The following is a 22,270-nucleotide window of genomic DNA, read 5'->3' as shown; positions in this document are numbered from 1 at the left end:
ACACGCGATGATGAGCAATCTGACGATTCGAAAAGGGCTGCTGCTCGTGCTGTGCACGTTCGCGGCGATGCTGGTGGTGGGCGCCGCCGTGGGCGTGCTGATGATCGGCCGCGCCGACGACTCCGCGCGCTTCATTCATGAAGTCGCGCGCCAGGACGCGCTCGCGCTCGCGTTGCGCGAAGACGCGGCGCTCGCGCAAGCGGCGCTCGCGCGCGGCTATCAGGCCGCGAAGGAAAACAGCGATGCGAGCGCGCGCGAGGCGGCGCAGCAGGACGCGCACGATCTCTTCGAGCAGGGCGCGAAGCACGGCGCCGCGCTGCGCGAGAGCGCGCCGTTCGATGCGCAGGCGGCCGTGCAACGCGACGCGTTGCTCGGCGCGTGGGCCGCGCTCACGGACTCGCTGCAACGCTCGGCCGCGGCGCTCCAGGGCGGCGACACGGCGGCCTACGCCGCACTCGCGGCCGGCGACGTGACGCAGGCGAACACGCGCTTCTCGGCGGCCGTGTCTACGTTGCGCGCCAATGCCGACGCGGCCACGCGCGCCGCGCTCGACCAGGGCGCACGCGAGCACGACTGGGTGATGGCGATGGTGGCCGTGGGGCTGTTCGGCGCGCTGGCGCTCGTCGTCGCCACGCATCTGGCGCTGCGCCGCCTCGTGAGCGCGCCGCTTGCCCAGGCCGTGAACGTGCTGAACCAGATCGCGGCGAATGACCTCTCGGTACCGATAGAAGGTGGCGGGCGCAACGAAATTGGCCAGTTGCTCGGCGCGATGCGGCGCATGCAGGGCGGCCTGAGCCACACGGTGCACAGCGTGCGCACGAGTTGCGACGCGATCAACACGGGTGCGCGAGAAATCGCGGCCGGCAATCTCGATCTGTCGAGCCGCACCGAGCAGCAGTCGGCGTCGCTTGAGCAGACGGCGTCGAGCATGGAGCAGCTCACGTCGAGCGTGCGCCAGAACGCGCAGCACGCCAACGACGCAAGCGCGCTCGCGACGGGCGCGGCCGAAGTCGCCCAGCGCGGCGGCCGCGTGGTGGAGCAGGTGATCGAAACGATGGAGGTGATCAGCCGCAGCTCGGGCAAGATCGCGGACATCACGGGCATCATCGACGGCATCGCGTTTCAGACCAACATTCTCGCGCTCAACGCCTCGGTCGAGGCCGCGCGCGCGGGCGAGCAGGGGCGCGGCTTCGCCGTGGTGGCGGGCGAGGTGCGCATGCTCGCGCAACGCAGCGCGGCGGCCGCACGCGAGATCAAGTCGCTCATCGACGCCTCGGTGCACGACGTGCGCAACGGCCGCGCGCTCGTGGGCGATGCGGGCGCGACGATGGCCGAGATCGTTTCCTCCGTGGACAAGGTGTCGGCGCTCATGAAGGAGATCGCCTCGGCAACCGAGGAGCAGAGCGCGGGCATCGAGCAGGTCGAGACCGCCGTGAGTCAGATGGATCAGGTGACGCAGCAGAACGCGGCGCTCGTGGAAGAGGCGGCGGCGGCGGCCGAGTCGCTGGAGCAGCAGGCGAGCCAGATGGCCGAGGCCGTCGCGACGTTCCGCGTGAGCGAAGCGCTGGCGGCTCAAGCGGTGGCGCAGCAGAGTGTGGAAGCGGCGCGCAATGAGGGCATGCTGTCTGCGCACGCCATGCCGGCGGCCGCCTGAACTACTTGAAGTACGTGAGGCAGTCCGTGAGGCGCGCGCAGCCGATCACGCGCGCGCCTCAGTCCACTCAGTCGGTTTTCGCCGCGGCGGCGAGCTTGTTCGCGGCCTCCTGCGCCGACATGGCAGGGTCGCTCCAGAACTTGCCGATCACGTCGTAGAACGCGCCTTCCACGGCGGGCGTGACGAGCATGTCATGCGCCCATGAAGGCACGAGCGCGCCCTCCGCGCCCGCCGCCTTGAAGTCAGCCGACGACTTCTTCGCGCAGGCGTCGAACTTCGAGAGATCGAGGTCCTGGCGCACGGGGATGGAGCCCTTGTTGAGGTTGAAGGTCTCCTGGAACTGCGGGCTCATCAGGAGGCTCGCCATGTCTTTTTGCCCCTTCTCCACGCCCGGCGTCTTCACCTTGAAGAACACAAAGCTGTCCACGTTGAACGTGTACGCCTTGCCCGAGCCCGGCGCCGCCACGCACAGATAGTCCTTGCCCGGCGCTTTGCCCGCCACCGTGAACTCGCCCTTGGCCCAGTCGCCCATGAATTGCATCGCGGCTTTGCCGTTGATGACCATCGCCGTGGCGAGGTTCCAGTCGCGGCCGGTCTGGGCGTCGTCGGTATAGGGCTTGATGCGGCGGAAGGTTTCGAGCGCCTTCACCATCGTCGGGCCCTTGAGCGTGGCCGGGTCGAGTTGCACGAAGGCCTTCTTGTAGAAGTCGGGGCCGCCCACGCCGAGCGCGACGGTCTCGAACGTTTCGGCCTCCTGCCACGGCTGGCCGCCGATCGCCACCGGCGTGATGCCGGCTTTCTTCAGCGCGTCGGCGACCTTGAAGAAGTCGTCCCACGTGGCGGGTGGCTGCGCGTTGACCTTCTTGAGCGCGTCCGCATTGATCCACAGCCAGTTCACGCGGTGCACGTTCACCGGTGCGCCCACGAACGCGCCTTTGTACTTCATGATCGTCGCGATTTCGGGCGGCAGCACGTGATCCCAGTTGTCCTGCTTCGCGACGTCGTCGATCGGCAGCAGCACGCCTTCGTCGCCCCATTGCTGAATCGCCGGGCCCTTGATCTGCGCGGCCGCGGGCGGGTTGCCCGCCACCACGCGCGTTTTCAGCGCCGTCATGGCATTGCCGCCGCCGCCGCCCGCTACCGCGAAATCGACCCACGTATCGCCCTTTTTCTCCAGCATCTGCTTGAGCACCTGCGCCGACTTCGCTTCGCCGCCCGAGGTCCAGTAGTGGAGCACCTCGACCTGCGCGGCGGGGGCCGCCGTGGCGGCCACGGCGAGCGCGGCGGCCGCGCTTGCCGTCAACAGGGCGCGCGGCGTACAGCGCAAAGTGTGGGACGTAACTCGATGGGAACGCATGGCAGTCTCCGGTAGGGCGCGGCGCGGGGCGCCGGGTTGTTCTTGAACGGCTGCGGGCGGGCGCATGAGCGCCGCGCACGAAGCCGTGGATTATCCCGCGTTGCATGTTAGCGGTCACACGAACGCCGCCCACCAGGAGGAACCCTGCATTGCGTCCGCTCACGCCACCGGAATGGGCGCGGCTTCGAGCATCTGGTTGAATTGCGCCACGAAGGCATGCTCGTTCGGACCCGCGTTGTCGCGCAATGGCCGCGCCGCGTCCACGAGCACTTCGGTGCTCGCGGTTTCGAGCGCGGTCATGGTTTCGGCGATGAAGGCGTCGAGCGGCATGGCGCGCGGGTCGCCGCTCTTGTGCACGAGGTCGGTGTCCACCCAGGGCGGCGCGATTTCCAGCACGCGCACGCTAGTATTGCGCAGCATGAAGCGCTGCGAGAGCGTGTACGAGTGAATCGCGGCCTTGGTCGCCGAATAGAGCGCCGTTTGCGCGAGCGGCACGAACGCGAGCACCGAGCTGTTGTTGATGATCGTCGCTTCGCGCCGGCTTTTCAGATGCTCGACGAAAGCGGCGCTCACGCGCACCGGGCCGAGCAGGTTGGTCTCCACGAGACGCACGGCCGCTGCATCGTCTAGCGGGCCGCTCGCATCGTCGAACGGCATGATGCCCGCGTTGTTGATGACCACGTTCAGCGACGGATGCCGTGCGATCACCTCGTTGGCGACGCGCCGGATATCGTCCGCGTTGGTGATGTCGAGCACGACGGTGTCGATGCCGGGATGCTCGCGCGCGATGGTGTCGAGCAGCGCGCGGCGGCGTCCCGCGACGATCACCTTATTGCCGCGCCGGTGAAACGCCTGCGCGAGCCCGAGGCCGATGCCGGATGTGCCGCCCGTGATGAAGATCGTATTGCCGGTGATTTTCATGATGTGTGTTACAGAAGTTAGAAAACATCAGTCATGCGAAGTTACTGTGCGACGCGATAGCGCGGCGCGGGCGTATTGCTGGAAAGCTGCGTGGACATCGCGCGGCGGGCGGTTTCGAACGCATTCCATTGCTCCACGTCGTGCAGCGAAGGAATCGTCACGGTTTCGCCACGCTCGAAGCCGGTGAGGGCGGCGCTCACCAGGTCCTCGGCGGACATGACAATCGCACTGTCGAGATGTTCGAGCGGCAGACCGCCCGTTTCCCAGAAGTCGGTGGCGGTCGCGCCGGGCAGCACCGCCTGCACGCGGATACCCTTCGCGGCCAGTTCGTGTTGCAGCGACTGGCTGAACGCGAGCACGAACGCCTTGGTGCCGCCATACACGCCGTTGAGGATCTCGGGCGCGACGCTCACGATGGAAGCGATATTGATGATGGCGCCCTGGCCGCGCGCGACGAAACCGGGCACGGCCGCGTAGGTGAGCCGCGTGAGCGCGGTGACGTTCAGATCGATCATGCGCGTCATGTGCTCCACGTCGCTTTCGACGAGCGGCGTATGCGTGCCGATGCCCGCGTTGTTCACGAGCAGCGTGAGGCTCGCGTCGTCGCGCAGGCGTGCTTCGACGGCTGCGAGGTCGCCGCGCGCGTTGAGGTCGGCCGCGAGCACTTCCACGTCGCGCTGCGTTTCGTTGGTGATGCGCTCGGCGAGCTTCGCGAGCCGCTCGCGATTGCGCGCGACGAGCACGAGGTCGTAGCCGAGGCGGGCGAGTTGCGCGGCGTACACGGCGCCGATGCCGGATGACGCGCCGGTGATGAGCGCCGTGCCGCGATGCGTTTGCTGGGTCATGACTGCACTCCTTGCCACAAAAGGGGCGGGTGGTTGAAGAACGCCGGAGCGGCGTTGTCGTGAGTGCATTCTGGGCGCGATTGACGGCGGCGCAAATGACGTATAGGGTCGTGTTTTAGGACATGCAGTGACGGGAGAAGGACATGCACCGCATCGGCTACCTGCTGGGCGACGGCTTTCAGGTCATGGCCATCGCCACGCAAAGCGTTTTCGAATATGCCAACGTCGTGGCGGGCACGCCGTTCTACGCGATCGAAAACTATTCGGTGGCGGGTGGCGACGTGCGCTCGTCGCTCGCCATGAGCGTGGGGACGCGGCGCGCGCCTGCGCCCGCGCGCAGCCGCGTGGACACCTGGATCGTGGCGGGCGTGAACGACCCGCTCAGCGTGGGGGCGCCCAAGGAAACGCTCGCGTTCCTGCGCCGCGCGGGCGGCCGCGCGCGCCGCGTGGCGGGCATCTGCACGGGCGGCTTCGTGCTGGCCGAGGCGGGGCTGCTCGACGGCCGCCGCGCGACCACGCACTGGTTCTACGCGCGCGAGTTACAGCAGCGCTTTCCCGGCGTGCAGGTGGAGGACGACCGCATCTATATCGTCGACGGGCCGATCTGGACGTCGGCGGGCATGACGGCGGGTCTCGATCTCGCGCTCGCCATGGTCGAGCGCGATCTGGGCGCGGAGGTGGCGCGCTCCGTGGCGCACAAGCTCGTCATGTACCAGCGCCGCTCGGGCGGCCAGTCGCAACATTCCGAAATGCTCGCGCTCGCGCCGAAGTCCGACCGCATCCAGACCGCGCTCGACTACGCGCGCCGCAACCTCAATCGCGCGCTCACCGTGGAGCAGCTTGCCGAGGCCGTGCACCTGAGCCCGCGCCAGTTCAGCCGCGTGTTCACGGCCGAGACGGGGCAGTCGCCCGCGCGCGCCGTGGAGGGCCTGCGCCTCGAGGCGGCGCGGCTCATGATCGAACAAAGCACGCATCCGCTCGACGTAGTGGCGCGCGAAACCGGGTTTCGGGACCGGCGGCACATGCGCGAGGCGTTCGTGCGCGGCTTCGGCGTGCCGCCGCAGGCGGTGCGCCGCGACGCGCGCGCGGCGGGCTAGCTGGCGCGACCACGGCAGTTATCAAACTCGTAATCTGCGCGACACTTTCCGGCAAGCAACGACGATCAAGAATAAGAGGGCTCCGAACTCCTGCGAGGAACATCATGCCCTCCACTCATTCGCGTCTCGCCACCGTTATCGGAACGGCGGCGGCGTTGCTCGTGTTGCCCGCAGGCGCCGCGTTCGCCTGGCTGCATGCCGGGCTTTACGACGTTTCCGCAAGCGCGAAAGACAATCCGCTCGTCGCGAAGATGCTGCATTCGACCTACGAAGCCTCGCTGCATCACTACGGCGGCCACGACGCGCCGCCCGCCGACCTGATGTCGCTCGACAACATTCGCGCGGGCGCCCACACGTATGACGCGAATTGCGCGCTTTGCCACGGCGCGCCGGACCGGCCGCTGAGCGCGGTGGGCGCAGGCATTCAACCCGCCGCGCCCGCGCTGCTGGCGGCGAGCCGCCGCAACAACCCCGCGCTGATGTTCTGGGTCATCAAGCACGGCGTGAACATGACCGCAATGCCGTCGTTCGGCAAGACGCAGTCGGATCAGACGCTCTGGCAGGTCGCCGCGTTTCTTTACGCGAAGCGAGGCCTGTCGAAAACCGACTATGACCGGCTGGTGAGCGCGCCCGGCGTTGGCAACGTTTCACACGGCGCAGCGGCGGCTGGCGCGCATTGAAGGCGCGGTTACGAATCGGCTTTCGCGTTGCGGCCGGTTTTCGCGGTGATTGCGCCGAAGTGGCTCCGGTATTGTTGCGGCGTGGTGCCTAGCTTGCGCCGGAAGGCCACGCGCAGATGGTCGGCGTCCCGCATGCCGCAGCGGAACGCCACGGTCTTGAGCGGCAGCGCGCTGTTTTCGAGCATCACGCGCGCCGCGTCGATGCGTGCGCTCTCGACGAATTCAGCGGGCGTCACGTTGGTGTCGCGCACGAAGATGCGCGCGAAATTACGCTTGCTCATTCTGGCGACGGACGCCAGCACGTCCACGCTCAAGTCCTCGTCCAGATGCCCGAGCACATATTGCTGCACCTGGGCAATGGGCGACGACGCTTCGGCATAGGGCGTGAGATACGGGCTGAACTGCGACTGGCCGCCCGCGCGCTGCACGAACACCACGAGCCGGCGCGCCACGTTCAGCGCGACCTCGGGGCCGTGATCCTGCGCGAGCAGATACAGCGAAAGATCGATGCCCGCCGTCACGCCCGCCGAGGTATAGAGGTTGCCGTCCTGAATGAAGATGCGGTCGTATTCGACGTTCGTGCCCGGACACATGGCCGCGAGCGCGCCCGCGTCGTTCCAGTGTGTCGTCACGGTGCGGTTTTCGAGCAGCCCCGCCCGCCCGAGCGTGAGCGAGCCGTTGCAGATGGCCCCGAAGCGCCGTGCGCGCCCGCTGGCCTCGCGCAGCCACGCGTGCACGTCGTCCGGCAGCGCTTGATCCACGAGCGAGGGGCCGCCCGCCGCGAGCAGCAGATCGTAGTGGTCGAGGGCATCCCCGAAATGGCGGTCCGCGGCGATACGCACGCCGCTGGAGCAGGGGATCGCGCCGTGCGTGGTCGCGATCAGTTCCAGCCGATAGTGGGATTCGGGCGGCAGGAAGCGGTTGGCCTCCGAAAAAACGTCGGTGGGCCCGAACACGTCGAGCGCCTGCACGCCGGGGAACACGAGGAGGGCTACGCTGAGCATCGGTGTGGAGGGCGCGCGCGGTTGCGGGTGGGGGCGGTGCGTAGCATGCTAGCGCCGCGCCAGAATATGCGCGCCGGCGCTGCGCGGCAGCAGGACGCTGTCCACCACGCCCAGTGCCGCGAGCGCGGTGATCATCCAGAACGCGAGATGAAAGTCGGCCGCGCCCGCCGTGCCCGCGTGCGTGCCGCGCAGCGCTTCGGCCACGGAAAGCGCGAGCGCGCCCACGGCGATGCCCATGCCGCCGTTCATTTGTTGCAGCACCGAGAACAGCGTGGTCGCGTCGCGCATCTGCGGTTGGGGGACGTCGGCGAAACCGATCGTGTTCAGCGCGGTGAATTGCATCGAGCGGGTGAGGCCGCTGAAGAACAGCAAGGCCGCCACCGCCACGCGCGGTGTATCCGGGCCGAGCAGCGTGAAACCCGCGAAGCCGAGCGCGACCAGCGTGCCGTTGACGACGAGCACGGTGCGAAAGCCGAAGCGCTGCATGATCCACGTGGTGCCCGGTTTCATGCACAGATTGCCCGCGAACAGCCACAGCAGGAGCGCGCCTGACGCCACCGCGCTCCACCCGAACGCCACCTGGAACATCAGCGGCAGCAGGAACGGCGCGGTGCTGATGGCGGTGCGAAACAGCGAGCCGCCGAACACGGTAACGCGAAACGTCGTGATTTTCAGCGGCGCGAGATCGAACAGCGGGTGCGGCGCGCGGCGCAAGTGCGCGATGGCGGCGGCGAGCAGCGCGACGCCCGCCGCGCACGTGCCGGCCGATACTGGCACGCTCACGTCGGCGCGGCTTGCCATCTCGATGCCGCTCATCAGGCACGCGAAGCCCAGGCCGCTGAGCACGAAGCCGGACGTGTCGAAGCGGCGCGCCTGCCGCTCGGTGTCGCGCATGAGGCACAGCGCGGCGGCGAACGCGGCCACGCCGAGCGGCAGATTGAGCAGGAAGATCCAGGGCCAGCTCCAGTGCGTGCTAATCCAGCCGCCCAGCGGCGGCCCGAGTATGGGTGCGACGAGCGCGGGCCACGTGAGAATGGCGATGGCGCGCACGATCTCGTGCTTGGGCGTGTCGCGCAGCACCACCAGCCGGCCCACCGGCACCATCATCGCGCCGCCCAGTCCTTGCAGCACACGCGCCGCCGTGAAGGCGAACAACCCCGTGCTGAGCGCGCACAGCAGCGAAGCGACGGTGAACACCGTGATAGCCGAGGCGAACACGCGCCGCGCGCCAAAGCGCTCGGCCAGCCACCCGCTCACGGGAATGAACATGGTGAGCGCGACCAGGTACGCGGAGACGCCGATCGAGAGGTAGGCGGGGGCGGTGTGGAAGTCGCGCGCCATGACGGGCAACGAGGTGGTGATGACCGTGGCGTCGAGGTTCTCCATGAAGAACGTTGCGGCCACAAGGAAGGCGACAGCGGTGCGGCGTTCGAGGCGGTGCGGCATCAGGCGTGTTCCTTGGTGACAGCCAGAGCGGGCATGCGCCGACGTGGCCTTCAGGCGGATATTGTCGCCAATTCTACTCAAGTTGATAATGACCCGCAGCCGTACGCCATTCCACGCGGCCAGGGGAATCTCAAGCCATGCGTCTGTCCAGGATCGATCTGAATCTCTTCATCGTGTTCGAAGCCGTGTATCGAACGCGCAACCTCACGCGCGCGGCGGAACTGCTGTTCATCACGCAGCCCGCCGTGAGCAATGCGCTCGCGCGCATGCGCAAGACCTTCGACGATCCGCTGTTCGTGAGCACGCCGGCGGGCATGATGCCGACCCCCGTTTCGGAGAACATCATCGTGCGGGTGCGCGAGGCGCTGCAACTGCTCGATTCGAGCACGCATGCGGGCGAGCGCTTCGATCCGGCGGCGTCGCAGCGCACCTTCCGGCTCAGCATGAACGACCTGACCGAAGCATTGCTGCTTCCCGCGCTCGAAGAAGTGCTCCAGCGCCACGCGCCCGGCATTCGCATCGAGAGCTACTTCACGACGCGCCGCGACGTGCCCGAAGCGCTCGCGAGCGGCGCGGTCCACCTCGCGATCGACGCGCCCCTGATCGACGACCCCTATCTCGAACAGGAGCCGCTCGGCCGCGACCGTTACGCGTGCATGCTGCGCCAGGACCATCCGTTCGCGAAGAAGAAGCTGACGATCGACGACTACCTGCGCTTCGGCCATATTCACGTGTCGAGCCGCCGCCAGGGGCCCGGCCTCGTCGATACGGAACTCAACAAGCTGGGCGTGCGGCGCACCATCCAGACGCGCGTTCAACATTATCTGGTCGCGCCCTTGATCGCCATGCGCACCGACCTCATGCTGACGGCGCCGCTCATGCTGCTCAAGCGCTACGACGCGCGCATCCTGGCGCTGCCGTTCGCGCTGCCCGATCTGGAGACGCACGGCTACTGGCATCGCAGCGTTTCCGCCGACCCCGCGCACCGCTGGCTGCGCGAACAGATCGGCCGCCTCATGCGCAAGACGCGGCAGTAGGGGGTGTCACTGTTCGTTATGGCAAGGTATCACGAGAATCAATTTCCTGAATGCCTTGGCGCCCGGTATCGTTCCAGCCATATTCCAGTGAGGATGGCATGGCGGAACTCTATCTGGTGCGGCACGGCCAGGCGTCTTTCGGCGCTGAAAACTACGACGAGCTTTCATCTTCGGGCCGCATGCAGTCGCGCTGGCTCGGCGAATACTTCGCGCAGGCGAATCTGACGTTCGATCGCATCGTCACGGGCACGATGCGCAGGCACGCGCAAACCGCCGACGCCATGCTCACCGCCATGGGCGGCCAGCCCGCGCAGATCGTGCAGGACGCCGACCTGAACGAATACGACTTTCGCGCCCTGTTTTCGGCGCTCGGCGAGAGCGACGCCGCGCCGGGCCTCGCGGCCGAAAGCTCGATGAAACACTTCTACAAGGGCCTCAAGCAGGTGCTGCACCTGTGGTCCGAAGATCGCCTGCCGGGCCGCGTTCCCGAGACCTGGGCGCAGTTCCAGGCGCGCGTGGAGCGCGCACGCCTCGCCATCGCGCGCATGGGCGGCAAGCGGGTGCTGGTGGTGAGTTCGGGTGGGCCGATTGCCGTGACCGCACAGCAGGTGCTCCAGGCGCCCGCCGCCGCGGCTATCGCGCTCAACATGCAGATTCGCAACAGCAGCGTGAGCCAGTACGTGTTCAACGAAAACGCGATGTCACTGGTCAGCTTCAACGCGTTGCCCCATCTCGAACGGGCCGAAAGGCGCGAACTCGTCACCTACGGTTGATTCGATTCCTGGTATCCGCAGCCAACATGAATAGCACTCTTGAATTCGACGTCGAAGCCCTCACGCGTTATCTGGCGGCCCACGTGGCCGGCTTTCAGGGACCCATGTCCGTCGAGAAGTTCGCGGGCGGCCAATCGAACCCGACGTTTCTCATCGAAGCACAAAGCGGCCGCTATGTGCTGCGGCGTCAGCCGCCTGGCGCGCTGCTCAAGTCCGCGCATGCCGTGGACCGCGAATTTCGCGTGCTGAGCGCGCTGAGCGGCACGCCCGTTCCGGTCGCCCGCGCCTTGCACCTTTGCGAAGACCGCGACGTGATCGGCAGTCTGTTCTACGTGATGAGCTTCGAAGAAGGCGAGATCCACTGGGACCCGGCCTTGCCCTCGTTGCCCGCCGGCGGTCGCGCCGCCGTGTACGACGCGCTGATCGGCACGATGGCGGCGCTGCACGACGTGGATGTCGAGGCCGTCGGTCTCGCGGACTATGGACGCGCCGGCAATTACTTCGCACGCCAGATCGATGTCTGGACGAGGCAATACCGCGCGGCGCAAACGGATGAGCTTGCCGCCATGGAAGCGCTGATCGCGTGGCTGCCCGCGCACTGTCCGGCCGAGGCGGGCAAGCCCGCGCTGGTGCATGGCGACTTCCGCATCGACAACCTGATCTTTCACCGGGGCACGCCGCAGGTGCGTGCCGTACTCGATTGGGAACTCTCCACGCTCGGCAATCCGCTGGCCGACCTGGCGTACTTCTGCATGTGCCTGAGGTTGCCCCCCAAAGGTCATATCGTCGGGCTGGCGGGGCTGGATCGCGCGGCGCTCGGCGTGCCGGATGAGGCCGCGATCGTCGAACAATATTGCCGCTTGCGCGGAATCGGCGCCATCGAGAACTGGCATTTTTACCTGGCTTTCAGTTTCTTCCGGCTGGCGGCCATCGCCCAGGGGGTGAAAAAGCGGGCGCTCGGCGGCAATGCGTCGAACGACAAGGCGCGCCAGGTCGGTGAAATGGCGGGTGCGCTGGCGGCCATGGGTGTCGAGTTGATCTGAAGCCGCGCGAGCGATACGCGAAACGAGACATATCGGAGGAATGATGGGGACTACTGATTTATTCGATCTTGACGGAAAAGTCGCGCTGGTCACGGGTGCGAGCCGTGGCATTGGCGAGGAGATTGCCCGGTTGCTCGCGCAGCAAGGCGCCCATGTGATCGTGTCTAGCCGCAAGCGCGAAGACTGCGAAGCCGTGGCGAACGCCATCCGGGAGGCAGGCGGCAGCGCCGAGGCGCATGCGTGCCACGTGGGCCGTCTCGACGACATTCACGCGATCTTCGAGCATGTGCGCGCGCGCCACGGGCGGCTCGATATTCTCGTGAACAACGCGGCGGCGAATCCGTATTTCGGTCACATTCTCGACACCGATCTCACGTCCTTCGAAAAGACCGTGGAAGTCAATTTGCGCGGCTACTTTTTCATGTCGGTGGAGGCGGGAAAGTTGATGCGCGAGCACGGCGGCGGCGCGATTGTCAACACCGCGTCCGTCAACGCGCTGCAACCCGGCGACAGGCAGGGCATCTACTCGATCACGAAGGCCGCCGTCGTCAATATGACGCGGGCGTTCGCCAAGGAGTGCGGGCCGCTCGGCATCCGCGTGAACGCCTTGCTGCCAGGCCTCACCAAAACGAAATTCGCCGGAGCCTTGTTCGAGGACGAGGCGCTGTACCAAAGCTGGATGGCCCAGATTCCGCTGCGCCGCCACGCCGAGCCTCGCGAGATGGCGGGCACGGTGCTGTACCTCGTGTCCGACGCGTCGAGCTATACCAACGGCGAGTGCATTGTCGTTGACGGCGGCCTGACGATCTGAGAATCCCCTCTATCACGTTTGAAGGAAGAGCACGATGGACTTCGCCTATAGCCCCAAAGTGGAAGCGCTGCGCGCCCAGTTGAGCGCGTTCATGGAAACGCATATCGTGCCGCGCATGCGCCAATGGCACGAGGAGGTGAGCGCCGGCCAGTATCCGGTTTCGTTCATGGAGGAACTCAAGGACAAGGCGCGCGCGGAGGGACTCTGGAACCTGTTCCTGCCGCATCTGCATGACGACGAACCGGGGACGCGGCTGACCAACCTGGACTATGCCCCGCTTGCCGAGATCATGGGGCGCGTTGCCTGGGCCTCCGAAGTGTTCAACTGCAACGCGCCGGACACGGGCAATATGGAACTGCTGCATATGTTCGCGACCCCCGCGCAGCGCAAGCGCTGGCTCGAACCGCTCCTCGAAGGCAAGATCCGCTCGGCCTTCGCGATGACGGAGCCCGCGGTGGCTTCGTCGGACGCGACCAACATCACCACGTCGATTCGCCTGGATGGCGACGACTATGTGATCGACGGCCGCAAATGGTTCATCACGAACGCCGCGCACCCGCACTGCGAAATCTTTATCGTGATGGGCAAGACGGATACGCAGGCGCCGAGCCATCGTCAGCAGAGCATGATCCTCGTGCCGCGCGACACGCCGGGTGTCAAGGTGATCCGCAATATCACCGTGGTCAATCACACGGCGCCGGAGGGCCACTGCGAGATCGAGTTCAAGGGCGTGCGTGTGCCGCGCTCGAATCTGCTCGGCGAGGAAGGCAGCGGCTTCGAACTCGCTCAGGCGCGCCTGGGGCCAGGGCGCATTCACCACTGCATGCGCTCCATCGGCGCGGCCGAACTCGCGCTCGAACTGATGATCGAACGCGCCCAGGCGCGCACGGCGTTCGGCAAGAAGCTCTACGAGCATGGCTCGGTTGCGGAGGGGGTTGCCCGGTCGCGCATTGAAATCGATCAGGCGAGGCTCCTCGTGCTGAAGGCCGCGTGGATGATCGATAACGTGGGTGCGAAGGCGGCGCGCAAGGAGATCGCGATGATCAAGGCGCTCGTTCCCAGCGTGCATACGGCCGTGTGCGAGCGCGCCATCCAGGTGTTCGGCGCGATGGGCCTGAGCCCCGATACGCCGCTCGCGGACAGCTGGACCTGGGGCCGCGCGCTGCGCTTCGCCGATGGTCCCGACGAGGTGCATCTTCAGAGCATTGCGCGCATGGAGATCAAGGCGCGGCCGCACGAGCCGGGCCGTGACAATCCTTACCTTGCTGCGGCCCGGTAATACATGGCAGGGTTTACGTGCAGCGGCAACGGCGCACGCGGGCTAGCGGCCTGCGTGCGCCGTTGTCGTTCACTCAGCGGGTTTTCGCGACCTTGCAAGCAGGCGCTGCACCGCACACACTGTGCAGCGCAGCGGGCAAGTATTCATCGTTCGATCATCTTGCCGGTGCATAATATTCGAACCGCCGATGCAGTCGATGGCTACCCCTCAAGGAGTCCGTCATGCTAGCGAGAAACGAAGAATTCGTTGCCCATCTGCTCTCCGACGTCACGGAATTCGCGCGGGCGCGCCTGCCCGAGCCGACCTTCCGGATCGTCGAACCCTTCCTGCGGCATTACTACGATTTCGTTGACGCGGAAGACCTGCGCAGCCGCAGCATCGCCGACCTCTACGGCGCCGCCATGGCGCACTGGCGCACCGCGCAGCGCTTCGTGCCGGGCAGCGAGCGCATGCAGGTCTACAACCCGATCCTCGAACAGCACGGCTGGCACTCGGACCACACGGTCATCGAGATCGTCAACGACGACATGCCGTTCCTCGTCGATTCGGTCTCCATGGCCGTCAACCGGCTCGGGCTCGCGCTGCACTCGGCCATGCACCCGGTGTTCCGGATCTGGCGCGGCAAGGAGGGCGCGATCGAGCGCGTGGAGGAAGGCGTGGCGAGCGCCGACGACGGGCAGTCGCAACTCGCCTCGTTCATCCATTTCGAGGTGGACCGCTGCGGCGATGCAGCAAAACTCGAAACTTTGCGCAGCGATATCGCCAAGGTGCTCGGCGACGTGCGCGCTTCGGTGGAAGACTGGCCGAAGATTCTGGAGGTCGCGCGCACCACCATCAAGAACATGAAAGCGCGCGAGGCGAGCGCCGAGGACATCGAGGCGCGCGCGTTTCTCGAATGGATGGTGGCCGACCATTTCACCTTCCTCGGCCAGCGCGACTACGCGCTCGTCGCGCACGACGGCGGCCACGCGCTGCGCGGCGTGGAAGGCTCGGGGCTCGGCATCCTGCGCGAATCGCTGCGCGCACCGGGCACGCCCGATGTCACGCCGCTGCCGGCCGCCGCCGAGGAAATCATCGGCGGCGCATGGCCCATCTTCATCACCAAGGCCAATTCGCGCGCCACGGTGCACCGGCCGGGCTATCTCGACTACGTGGGCGTGAAGCTGGTCGGCGCGGACGGCAAGGTGTGCGGCGAGCGCCGCTTCGTCGGGCTCTACACCTCGACCGCGTATATGGTGCCCGCCGCCGACATTCCGATCGTGCGGCGCAAATGCGCGAACATCGTGCGGCGCGCGGGCTTTCTGCCCAAGGGACATCTCGGCAAGTCGCTGGTGACGGTGCTGGAGACCTATCCGCGCGACGAGCTGCTTCAGGCGAGCGAGGACGAGCTGTTCGACATCGCGCTCGGCGTGCTGCGCTTGCAGGAGCATCAGCGCACGCGCCTTTTCGTGCGGCGCGACCGTTTCAACCGCTTCGTGTCGTGCCTCGTGTATGTCTCGCGCGACAAGTACAACACCGACTTGCGGCGGCGCATCGCCAGGCTGCTGGTGGAGGCGTTCAACGGCGTTTCCGTGGAGTTCACGCCGCTGCTTTCGGAGTCGGCCATCGCGCGCATTCATTTCGTGGTGCACGCCGAACCGGGCACGATGCCCGAGGTCGACACGCGCGAGCTGGAGGCGCGGCTCGTGCAGGTCACGCGGCGCTGGCAGGACGATCTCGCCGACGCGCTGCTCGACGCCTTCGGCGAGGAGCAGGGCACGCGCCTGCTGCATCGCTACGCCGACTCGTTCCCGGCCGGCTATCGCGACGACTATCCGGCGCGCACGGCGGTGCGCGATATCGAGTTGATCGAGCGGGTGCAGGGCACGGGGCGCATCGCCATGAATCTGTACCGGCCCATCGAGGCCGGGGCGCGCACCTTCCGCTTCAAGGTGTACTGCGCGGGCGAGGCGATCGCGCTTTCGCGCAGCCTGCCCATGCTCGAACATCTCGGCGTGCGCGTGGACGAGGAACGCCCGTACGTGATCGAAACGCCGTCCTGCGCGCCCGCATGGGTCCACGACTTCGGCCTTGAACTCGCCGACGACGCCGAATTCGACATCGAGCGCGTGAAGGCGCTGTTCGAAGACGCGTTCGAAGGCGTCTGGACCGCGCGCATCGAGAACGACGACTTCAACCGGCTCGTGCTGCGCGCGTACCTGAGCGCGCGTGAAGTCACCATCCTGCGCGCCTATGCGAAGTATCTGCGCCAGGTGGGCTCGACCTTCAGCGACGCCTATATCGAGCGCGCGCTCACCGGCAATCCGGCCATTGCGCGACAACTCGTGGAATTGTTCGTAGTCCGTTTCGATCCGCATGATACGCAGGCGCGCGAGGAGCGCACGTCGCTCATGCTCAAGGCCATCGAAAGCGCACTCGACCAGGTGCCGAATCTCGATGAGGACCGCATCCTGCGCCAGTTCCTCGGCGTGATCAAGGCGACTGTGCGCACGAACTACTTCCGCCGCGACGCGAACGGCGGGGAGCGCCCCGCGCTCTCGTTCAAGTTCGATCCGTCGAAAGTGCCGGGCCTGCCCGAACCGAAACCGATGTTCGAGATCTGGGTGTACTCGCCGCGCGTGGAAGGTGTGCACCTGCGCGGCGGCCGTGTCGCGCGCGGCGGCCTGCGCTGGTCGGACCGCCGCGAGGACTTCCGCACGGAAGTGCTCGGCCTCATGAAAGCGCAGATGGTGAAGAATGTCGTGATCGTGCCGGTGGGCTCGAAGGGCGGCTTCGTCGTGAAGAATCCGCCGCCTCCGGGCGACCGCGAGACGTGGATGCGCGAGGGCGTGGCGTGCTACCAGACTTTCCTGCGCGGCCTGCTCGATCTCACCGACAATCTCGTGAACAACGCGATCGTGCCGCCGCCCGACGTGGTGCGCCACGATCCCGACGATCCCTACCTCGTGGTGGCCGCCGACAAGGGCACGGCCACGTTCTCCGACTACGCGAACGCCATTTCGGCCGAATACGGCTTCTGGCTGGACGACGCGTTCGCGTCGGGCGGCTCGGTGGGCTACGACCACAAGAAGATGGCGATCACGGCGCGCGGCGCGTGGGAGTCGGTCAAGCGGCACTTCCGCGAAATGGGCGTGGACACGCAGGCCACCGACTTTACCGTGGTCGGCGTTGGCGACATGTCGGGCGACGTGTTCGGCAACGGCATGCTGCTCTCGCCGCATATCAAGCTGCTCGCCGCGTTCGATCACCGGCATATCTTCCTCGACCCGAATCCCGATACCGCCGCGAGCCTCGCGGAGCGCACGCGCCTGTTCGCGCTGGAGCGCTCCAGTTGGGCCGACTACGACCCCGCCGCGATTTCGGCGGGCGGCGGCGTGTTCGCGCGCACCGTGAAGACGATTCCGATTTCGGCCGCGGTGCAGGCGGCGCTCGGCATCGAGGCGTCGGCGCTCACGCCGACCGAGTTGATCCGCGCGATCCTGCACGCGCCGGTCGATCTGCTCTACAACGGCGGCATCGGCACGTACGTGAAGGCGGCGCGCGAAACGCACGCGCAAGTGGGCGACCGCGCCAACGACGCGGTGCGCGTGAACGGTTCGGACCTGCGCTGCAAGGTGGTGGGCGAGGGCGGCAATCTGGGCGTGACGCAACTCGGGCGCATCGAATTCGCCCAGCACGGCGGCCACATCAACACCGACGCAATCGACAACTCGGCAGGCGTGGATTGTTCGGACCACGAAGTGAACATCAAGATCCTGCTGGGTCTCGTGGTGGCCGACGGCGAGATGACGACGAAGCAGCGCAACACCTTGCTCGCGGAAATGACCGACGAAGTCGGGCTGCTGGTGCTGAGCGACAACTACTACCAGACTCAGGCGCTCTCGATCGCGGGCCGCTACGCCGAGCCGCTGCTCGACGCCGAAGCGCGCCTCATGCGCTGGCTCGAACGCGCGGGGCGGCTTAACCGCGTGATTGAATTCCTGCCGACCGACGAGGAAGTGGCCGAACGTCAGGCCGCGAAGCTCGGCCTCACCTCACCTGAGCGCGCCGTGCTGCTCGCCTACAGCAAGATGTGGCTCTACGACGCGCTGCTCGACTCGGACGTGCCCGAAGATCCGCTCGTGGCCGGCCTGCTGATCGACTATTTCCCGCAGCCGCTGCAACAGCGCTTCAGCGAGCCGATGCATCGGCATCCGCTGCGCCGCGAGATTCTGGCCACGCACCTCACGAATGCGCTGGTGAATCGCGTGGGCTGCGCGTTCGTCCATCGTCTGATGGAGGAAACCGACGCGCAGCCGGGCGAGATCGTGCGCGCCTGCATGATGGCGCGCGACGTGTTTGATCTGAACGACATCTGGCGCGCCATCGACGCGCTCGACAACCGCGCGCCCGACGACGTGCAGGCGCGCATGTTCGTGGACGTCGCGCGCCTGCTCGAACGCGCGGCGCTGTGGTTCCTGCGGCACTTGCAGGCGGGCGCCGTCGATGCGGTCGGCGTGAGTTCGCTGCTCGCGCGCTGCCGCGACGCGGCGCAGCGTCTCGCGCCGCAGTTGCCGGCGCTGTTGCCCGAGCCGGATCTCGAAGCGCTTTCGGCGCGTCAGGGCGAACTCGTGAACTCGGGCGTGGAAAGCGCGCTCGCGGTGCGTGTGGCGAGCGGCGAAATCTCGGTGTCGCTGCTCGATATCGCCGATGTGGCGGCCGCGCGCGATCTGCCGCTCGAACGGGTCGCGGCGGTCTACTTCGCCTTGGGCACGCGGCTGAACTACGGCTGGATCAGCGAGCGCGCGGCGGCGCTGCCCACGCCCACGCACTGGGACACCATGGCGCGCGCGGCGGCGCTGGCGGAAGTGGCGCGCCTCAAGCGCGCGCTCACGACGAGCGTGCTGGCCCAGGACGGCGACACGGCGGACGCGCAAGCGCTCGTCGACACCTGGTGCGGCCAGCACGAGGCCGCACTGGAGCGCTATGGTCAACTGCTGACGGAGTTGCGCGCTTCGAGCGGCGCGAGCCTTTCGGTGCTGCTCGTGATCGTGAGGGCGATGGCGGCCCTGGAAAGGGCCTGAAGACCGGCGTCCCGCTTTGCGGGATGCAAGCGCCAGCGCGTGCAATCCGGGAGATATGAAGGTAAACTGCAAAGATTACCTTCATATCTCCCGGATTGCGTTCATGACCGATCATCCTCACACGCCACCCTCCGAACTGGCCGCCGGGCTCGCCGGCGACCTGCGCGCGCTGGTCGCGCAATTGCGCCGGCGCTTTCGCGAGCAGGCCATCCTCGGAGAATTCACGCCGTCGCAGATCGCCGTGCTGCTGCGCCTGGAACGTGAAGGCCCGGCCACGGTGTCGAGCCTCGCGCGCGCGGAGGGCATGCGCCCGCAGTCCATGGGCACGCTGATCGCGCCGCTCGAAGCGGCGGGCCACATCAGCGGCGCGGCCGACCCCAGCGACGGCCGACAGACCCTCTGGTCGCTCACCCAGGCGTTCCGCGACTGGCTCAAGGAGGGGCGCGCCGCGCGCCAGGACTGGCTCTCGCGCACGATCGAGGCGCGCCTCACCGGCGCGGAGCAACAGCAGCTCGCCGCCGCCGTCGAGCTGCTCAAGCGGCTCGTGGCCGACTGAGGCGAGGCAACCGCATGGGCGCTCCAGCTTCTTCCGGGTACTTCCGCTCGCTCAAGAGCTACAACTATCGTGTGTGGGCGGCCGGTGCGCTCGTCTCGAACGTCGGCACGTGGATGCAGCGCACGGCGCAGGACTGGCTCGTGCTCACGGGCCTCACGCATCACAGCGCGGCGGCGGTGGGCATCGTCATGGGCTTGCAGTTCGGCCCGCAAATGCTGTTCATGCCGTGGTCGGGCTTCGCCGCCGATCATTTCGACCAGCGCAAGCTGCTCATGATCACGCAGGCCTTGCTCGGCGCGCTCTCCATCGGGCTCGGCGTGCTTACGGCTACGGGGCTCGTGCAGCTCTGGCACGTCTATGTATTCGCGTTCCTGTTCGGCTGCACGACCGCCTTCGATTCGCCGGTGCGGCAAACCTTCGTTTCCGAACTGGTGGGCGACGCCGATCTGTCCAACGCCGTCGCGCTCAACTCCACCTCGTTCAACGCGGCGCGCATGATCGGGCCGGCCGTGGCGGGCATCGTCATCGCTTCGGTGGGGGTGGGCTGGGCCTTTCTGCTCAACGGGCTGTCGTTCGTCGCCGTGCTGATCTCGCTCACGCGGCTGCGCGTGGGCGAGTTGCGCGCGGCGCGCCTCAAGCAGCCCGCCAAGGGCGGCATTTCCGCCGGGTTTCGCTATGTGTGGTCGCGCCCGGACCTGAAGTCCATCCTCATCATGCTGTTCCTGATCGGCACTTTCGGGCTGAATTTCCCGATCTTCATCTCGACCATGGCCGTGAGCGTGTTCCATGCCGACGCGGGACGCTACGGACTCCTCTCTTCATTGATGGCCGTGGGCACCATGAGCGGCGCGTTCTTCGGCGCGGGCCGCAGCCACCCGCGTTTCACGTCGCTGCTGTTCGCGGCGGCGGCGTTCGGCGTGGGCTGCGTGCTGGCGGCCGTCGCGCCCGGCTACTGGTGGTTTGGCGGCGCGCTCGTGGTGATCGGCATCGCGGCGCTCACGTTCACCACGGAGACCAACAGCCTCATGCAGCTTTCCACGGAACCCGGCATGCGCGGGCGCGTGCTGGCGATACGCCTCGCCGTGGCGCTGGGCGGCACGCCGCTCGGCGCGCCCGTGGTGGGGTGGGTGGCCGACCATTGGGGGCCGCGCTGTGCCCTGCTGGTCGGCGCGGCTTCGGGGTTCGCGGCGGCTGTCGTCGCGGCGCGCACGCTTGCTCGCCGCGAGCATGAAACGCCCTGAGTTCAGGCGCTTTTCAACTCCACGCGCTTGATGTCCTTCACGATCACGAGATAGCTGATCACCGTGACGATGGCGTTGACGCCAACGAAGGCGAGCGCGCCGTTGAACGAGCCCGTGGTCGCCACGAGATAGCCGATCACGATCGGCGTGACGATGCCGGCCACATTGCCGAACATGTTGAAGATCGAGCCCGAGAGGCCGATGGCTTCGCGCGGCGCGGTGTCGGCGATCACGGCCCAGCCCAGCGCGCCCAGCCCCTTGCCGAAGAACGCGAGCGACATGAGCGCCACCACGAGCCAGTCGCTGTTCACGTAGTTGCAGCCGATGATGCACGACGACAGCACCATGCCGCCGACGATGGGCACCTTGCGCGCCACCGTGAGCGAGCGGCCCGAACGGATGAGCGCGTCCGAAGCGATGCCGCCGAGCACGCCGCCGAGAAAGCCGCAGATGGCGGGCAGCGAGGCGACGAGACCCGCCTTCAGGATGGTCATGTGGCGCGCCTGCACGAGGTAGATGGGAAACCACGTGAGGAAGAAGTACGTGAGCACGTTGATGCAGTACTGCGCGAGATACACGCCCACGAGCATGCGGTTGCTGAGCAGTTGACGAATCACCGCCCAGTTCGCGCCCTTGCGCTCGCCGCGCGGCGAACGCTGGTGCCCGTTCACGATGCCGCCGCCTTCCTCGATATAGTCGAGCTCCTGGCGATTCACGCCCGGATGGTCGGCGGGATACTTCATGAAGCGCACCCACACGCAGGCGAGCAGCAGGCCGCCGATCCCCATCACGATATACACGTGATGCCAGCCATACGCGTGCGTGAGCCACGCCATGAGCGGCGTGAACACCACGGCCGCGAAATACTGCGCCGAATTGAAGATGGCCGAGGCCGTGCCGCGCTCCTTCGCCGGGAACCAGCTTGCCACCACTTTCGCGTTGGCGGGGAATGCGGGCGCTTCGGCCGCGCCCATCGCGAAGCGCAGCGCAAAGAGGCCCGCAATCGCGGCGCCCGCGCCGCCGAGCAGGCCGATCGAGCTTTGCAGCAACGTGAATAGCGACCACAGGAAGATGCTGCCCGCGTACACGCGGCGCGCGCCGAAACGGTCGAGCACCCAGCCCGCGGGGATCTGCGAAAGCACATAGGCCCAACTGAAGGCCGAGAAGATATAGCCCATGCGGATCGCGTCGAGGCCGAATTCGGCGCGCATGGCCGAGCCCGTGACCGAGAGCGTGGCGCGGTCCGCGTAGTTGAGCGTGGTGATGATGAAGATCAGCGAGAGGATCAGATAACGCACCCGGGTGCGCTTCGCGACATCGGATTGCGTGGCGGTGCGGCTCAACGACATGTGGATCGGCCTCTAACGTCTAACGTGCGCGAGACACGGGCCCGCGCTCGCGAACGAGGCGGCGGCCCGTATCTGCTGTCTCCAGACGGCGCGCCGGGTGCGCGCCGCATTTAC

17 protein-coding genes are annotated in these 22,270 nt (G+C 67.0%); 11 read left to right on the top strand and 6 right to left on the bottom strand.

Annotation, left to right across the window (positions count from 1 at the left end; translation table 11 throughout):
* Positions 1–7: 7 nt before the first annotated feature.
* Positions 8–1,654: a methyl-accepting chemotaxis protein gene (locus tag C7401_RS06230; RefSeq protein WP_309251986.1), complete on the top strand. Its 1,647-nt coding sequence runs from the start codon at positions 8–10 to the stop codon at positions 1,652–1,654.
* Between the two features lie 67 nt (positions 1,655–1,721).
* On the opposite strand, the gene C7401_RS06225 is transcribed toward C7401_RS06230, so the two are convergent.
* The 3 genes from C7401_RS06225 to C7401_RS06215 all read right to left on the bottom strand — a co-directional run bounded on the left by C7401_RS06225 (position 1,722) and on the right by C7401_RS06215 (position 4,777).
* Complete coding sequence (locus tag C7401_RS06225; protein WP_112170482.1) at positions 1,722–3,011, bottom strand: ABC transporter substrate-binding protein; 1,290 nt, start codon at positions 3,009–3,011, stop codon at positions 1,722–1,724.
* A gap of 159 nt (positions 3,012–3,170) precedes the next feature.
* Positions 3,171–3,932, bottom strand: coding sequence for an SDR family oxidoreductase (locus C7401_RS06220; protein WP_112170481.1), 762 nt, complete (start codon positions 3,930–3,932; stop codon positions 3,171–3,173).
* 41 nt (positions 3,933–3,973) lie between these two features.
* Positions 3,974–4,777 carry an SDR family NAD(P)-dependent oxidoreductase gene (locus tag C7401_RS06215; protein WP_112170480.1) on the bottom strand — a complete coding sequence of 268 codons (804 nt, stop codon included), beginning with the start codon at positions 4,775–4,777 and terminating at the stop codon, positions 3,974–3,976.
* Between the two features lie 143 nt (positions 4,778–4,920).
* Between C7401_RS06215 and C7401_RS06210 the strand changes: the two genes are divergently transcribed.
* Together C7401_RS06210 and C7401_RS06205 are read left to right on the top strand one after the other, a co-directional pair.
* Complete coding sequence (locus tag C7401_RS06210; protein WP_112170479.1) at positions 4,921–5,874, top strand: GlxA family transcriptional regulator; 954 nt, start codon at positions 4,921–4,923, stop codon at positions 5,872–5,874.
* Between the two features lie 104 nt (positions 5,875–5,978).
* Positions 5,979–6,554, top strand: coding sequence for a c-type cytochrome (locus C7401_RS06205; RefSeq protein ID WP_112170478.1), 576 nt, complete (start codon positions 5,979–5,981; stop codon positions 6,552–6,554).
* Positions 6,555–6,562: 8 nt separating this feature from the next.
* On the opposite strand, the gene C7401_RS06200 is transcribed toward C7401_RS06205, so the two are convergent.
* On the bottom strand, positions 6,563–7,558 hold the full coding sequence (locus C7401_RS06200) for a GlxA family transcriptional regulator (protein WP_112170477.1): 996 nt from the start codon (positions 7,556–7,558) through the stop codon (positions 6,563–6,565).
* A 48-nt stretch (positions 7,559–7,606) separates the two neighbouring features.
* Entirely contained in the window at positions 7,607–9,004 is a 1,398-nt protein-coding gene (locus C7401_RS06195; RefSeq protein ID WP_112170476.1) for an MDR family MFS transporter, read from the bottom strand.
* Positions 9,005–9,141: 137 nt separating this feature from the next.
* Here C7401_RS06195 and C7401_RS06190 point away from each other — a divergent pair, with 137 nt between their 5' ends.
* The 8 genes from C7401_RS06190 to C7401_RS06155 all read left to right on the top strand — a co-directional run bounded on the left by C7401_RS06190 (position 9,142) and on the right by C7401_RS06155 (position 20,807).
* On the top strand, positions 9,142–10,041 hold the full coding sequence (locus C7401_RS06190) for a LysR family transcriptional regulator (RefSeq protein ID WP_112170475.1): 900 nt from the start codon (positions 9,142–9,144) through the stop codon (positions 10,039–10,041).
* Positions 10,042–10,139: 98 nt separating this feature from the next.
* Positions 10,140–10,814 (top strand): histidine phosphatase family protein, encoded by a 675-nt coding sequence (locus tag C7401_RS06185; RefSeq protein WP_112170474.1) that lies wholly within the window; start codon positions 10,140–10,142, stop codon positions 10,812–10,814.
* Positions 10,815–10,840: 26 nt separating this feature from the next.
* Positions 10,841–11,857 carry a phosphotransferase gene (locus C7401_RS06180; RefSeq protein ID WP_112170473.1) on the top strand — a complete coding sequence of 339 codons (1,017 nt, stop codon included), beginning with the start codon at positions 10,841–10,843 and terminating at the stop codon, positions 11,855–11,857.
* A 43-nt stretch (positions 11,858–11,900) separates the two neighbouring features.
* The gene (locus C7401_RS06175; protein ID WP_112170708.1) at positions 11,901–12,668 is read left to right on the top strand and encodes an SDR family oxidoreductase; all 768 of its coding nucleotides are present in this window, start codon (positions 11,901–11,903) and stop codon (positions 12,666–12,668) included.
* Between the two features lie 34 nt (positions 12,669–12,702).
* The gene (locus C7401_RS06170) at positions 12,703–13,947 is read left to right on the top strand and encodes an acyl-CoA dehydrogenase family protein (RefSeq protein WP_112170472.1); all 1,245 of its coding nucleotides are present in this window, start codon (positions 12,703–12,705) and stop codon (positions 13,945–13,947) included.
* Between the two features lie 221 nt (positions 13,948–14,168).
* Positions 14,169–19,010: an NAD-glutamate dehydrogenase gene (locus tag C7401_RS06165; RefSeq protein WP_112170471.1), complete on the top strand. Its 4,842-nt coding sequence runs from the start codon at positions 14,169–14,171 to the stop codon at positions 19,008–19,010.
* A 103-nt stretch (positions 19,011–19,113) separates the two neighbouring features.
* Positions 19,114–19,566 (top strand): MarR family winged helix-turn-helix transcriptional regulator, encoded by a 453-nt coding sequence (locus tag C7401_RS06160; protein ID WP_112170470.1) that lies wholly within the window; start codon positions 19,114–19,116, stop codon positions 19,564–19,566.
* 14 nt (positions 19,567–19,580) lie between these two features.
* Positions 19,581–20,807: an MFS transporter gene (locus C7401_RS06155; RefSeq protein ID WP_112170469.1), complete on the top strand. Its 1,227-nt coding sequence runs from the start codon at positions 19,581–19,583 to the stop codon at positions 20,805–20,807.
* Positions 20,808–20,809: 2 nt separating this feature from the next.
* Here C7401_RS06155 and C7401_RS06150 read toward each other — a convergent pair whose 3' ends face one another.
* Positions 20,810–22,156, bottom strand: coding sequence for an MFS transporter (locus tag C7401_RS06150; RefSeq protein ID WP_112170468.1), 1,347 nt, complete (start codon positions 22,154–22,156; stop codon positions 20,810–20,812).
* Positions 22,157–22,270 lie beyond the last annotated feature (114 nt).

The organism is Paraburkholderia unamae, from assembly GCF_003268775.1.
Taxonomy (GTDB): domain Bacteria; phylum Pseudomonadota; class Gammaproteobacteria; order Burkholderiales; family Burkholderiaceae; genus Paraburkholderia; species Paraburkholderia unamae.
Note: the sequence above shows the minus strand (reverse complement) of the source record. Positions and strands in the feature narration are given on the sequence as shown.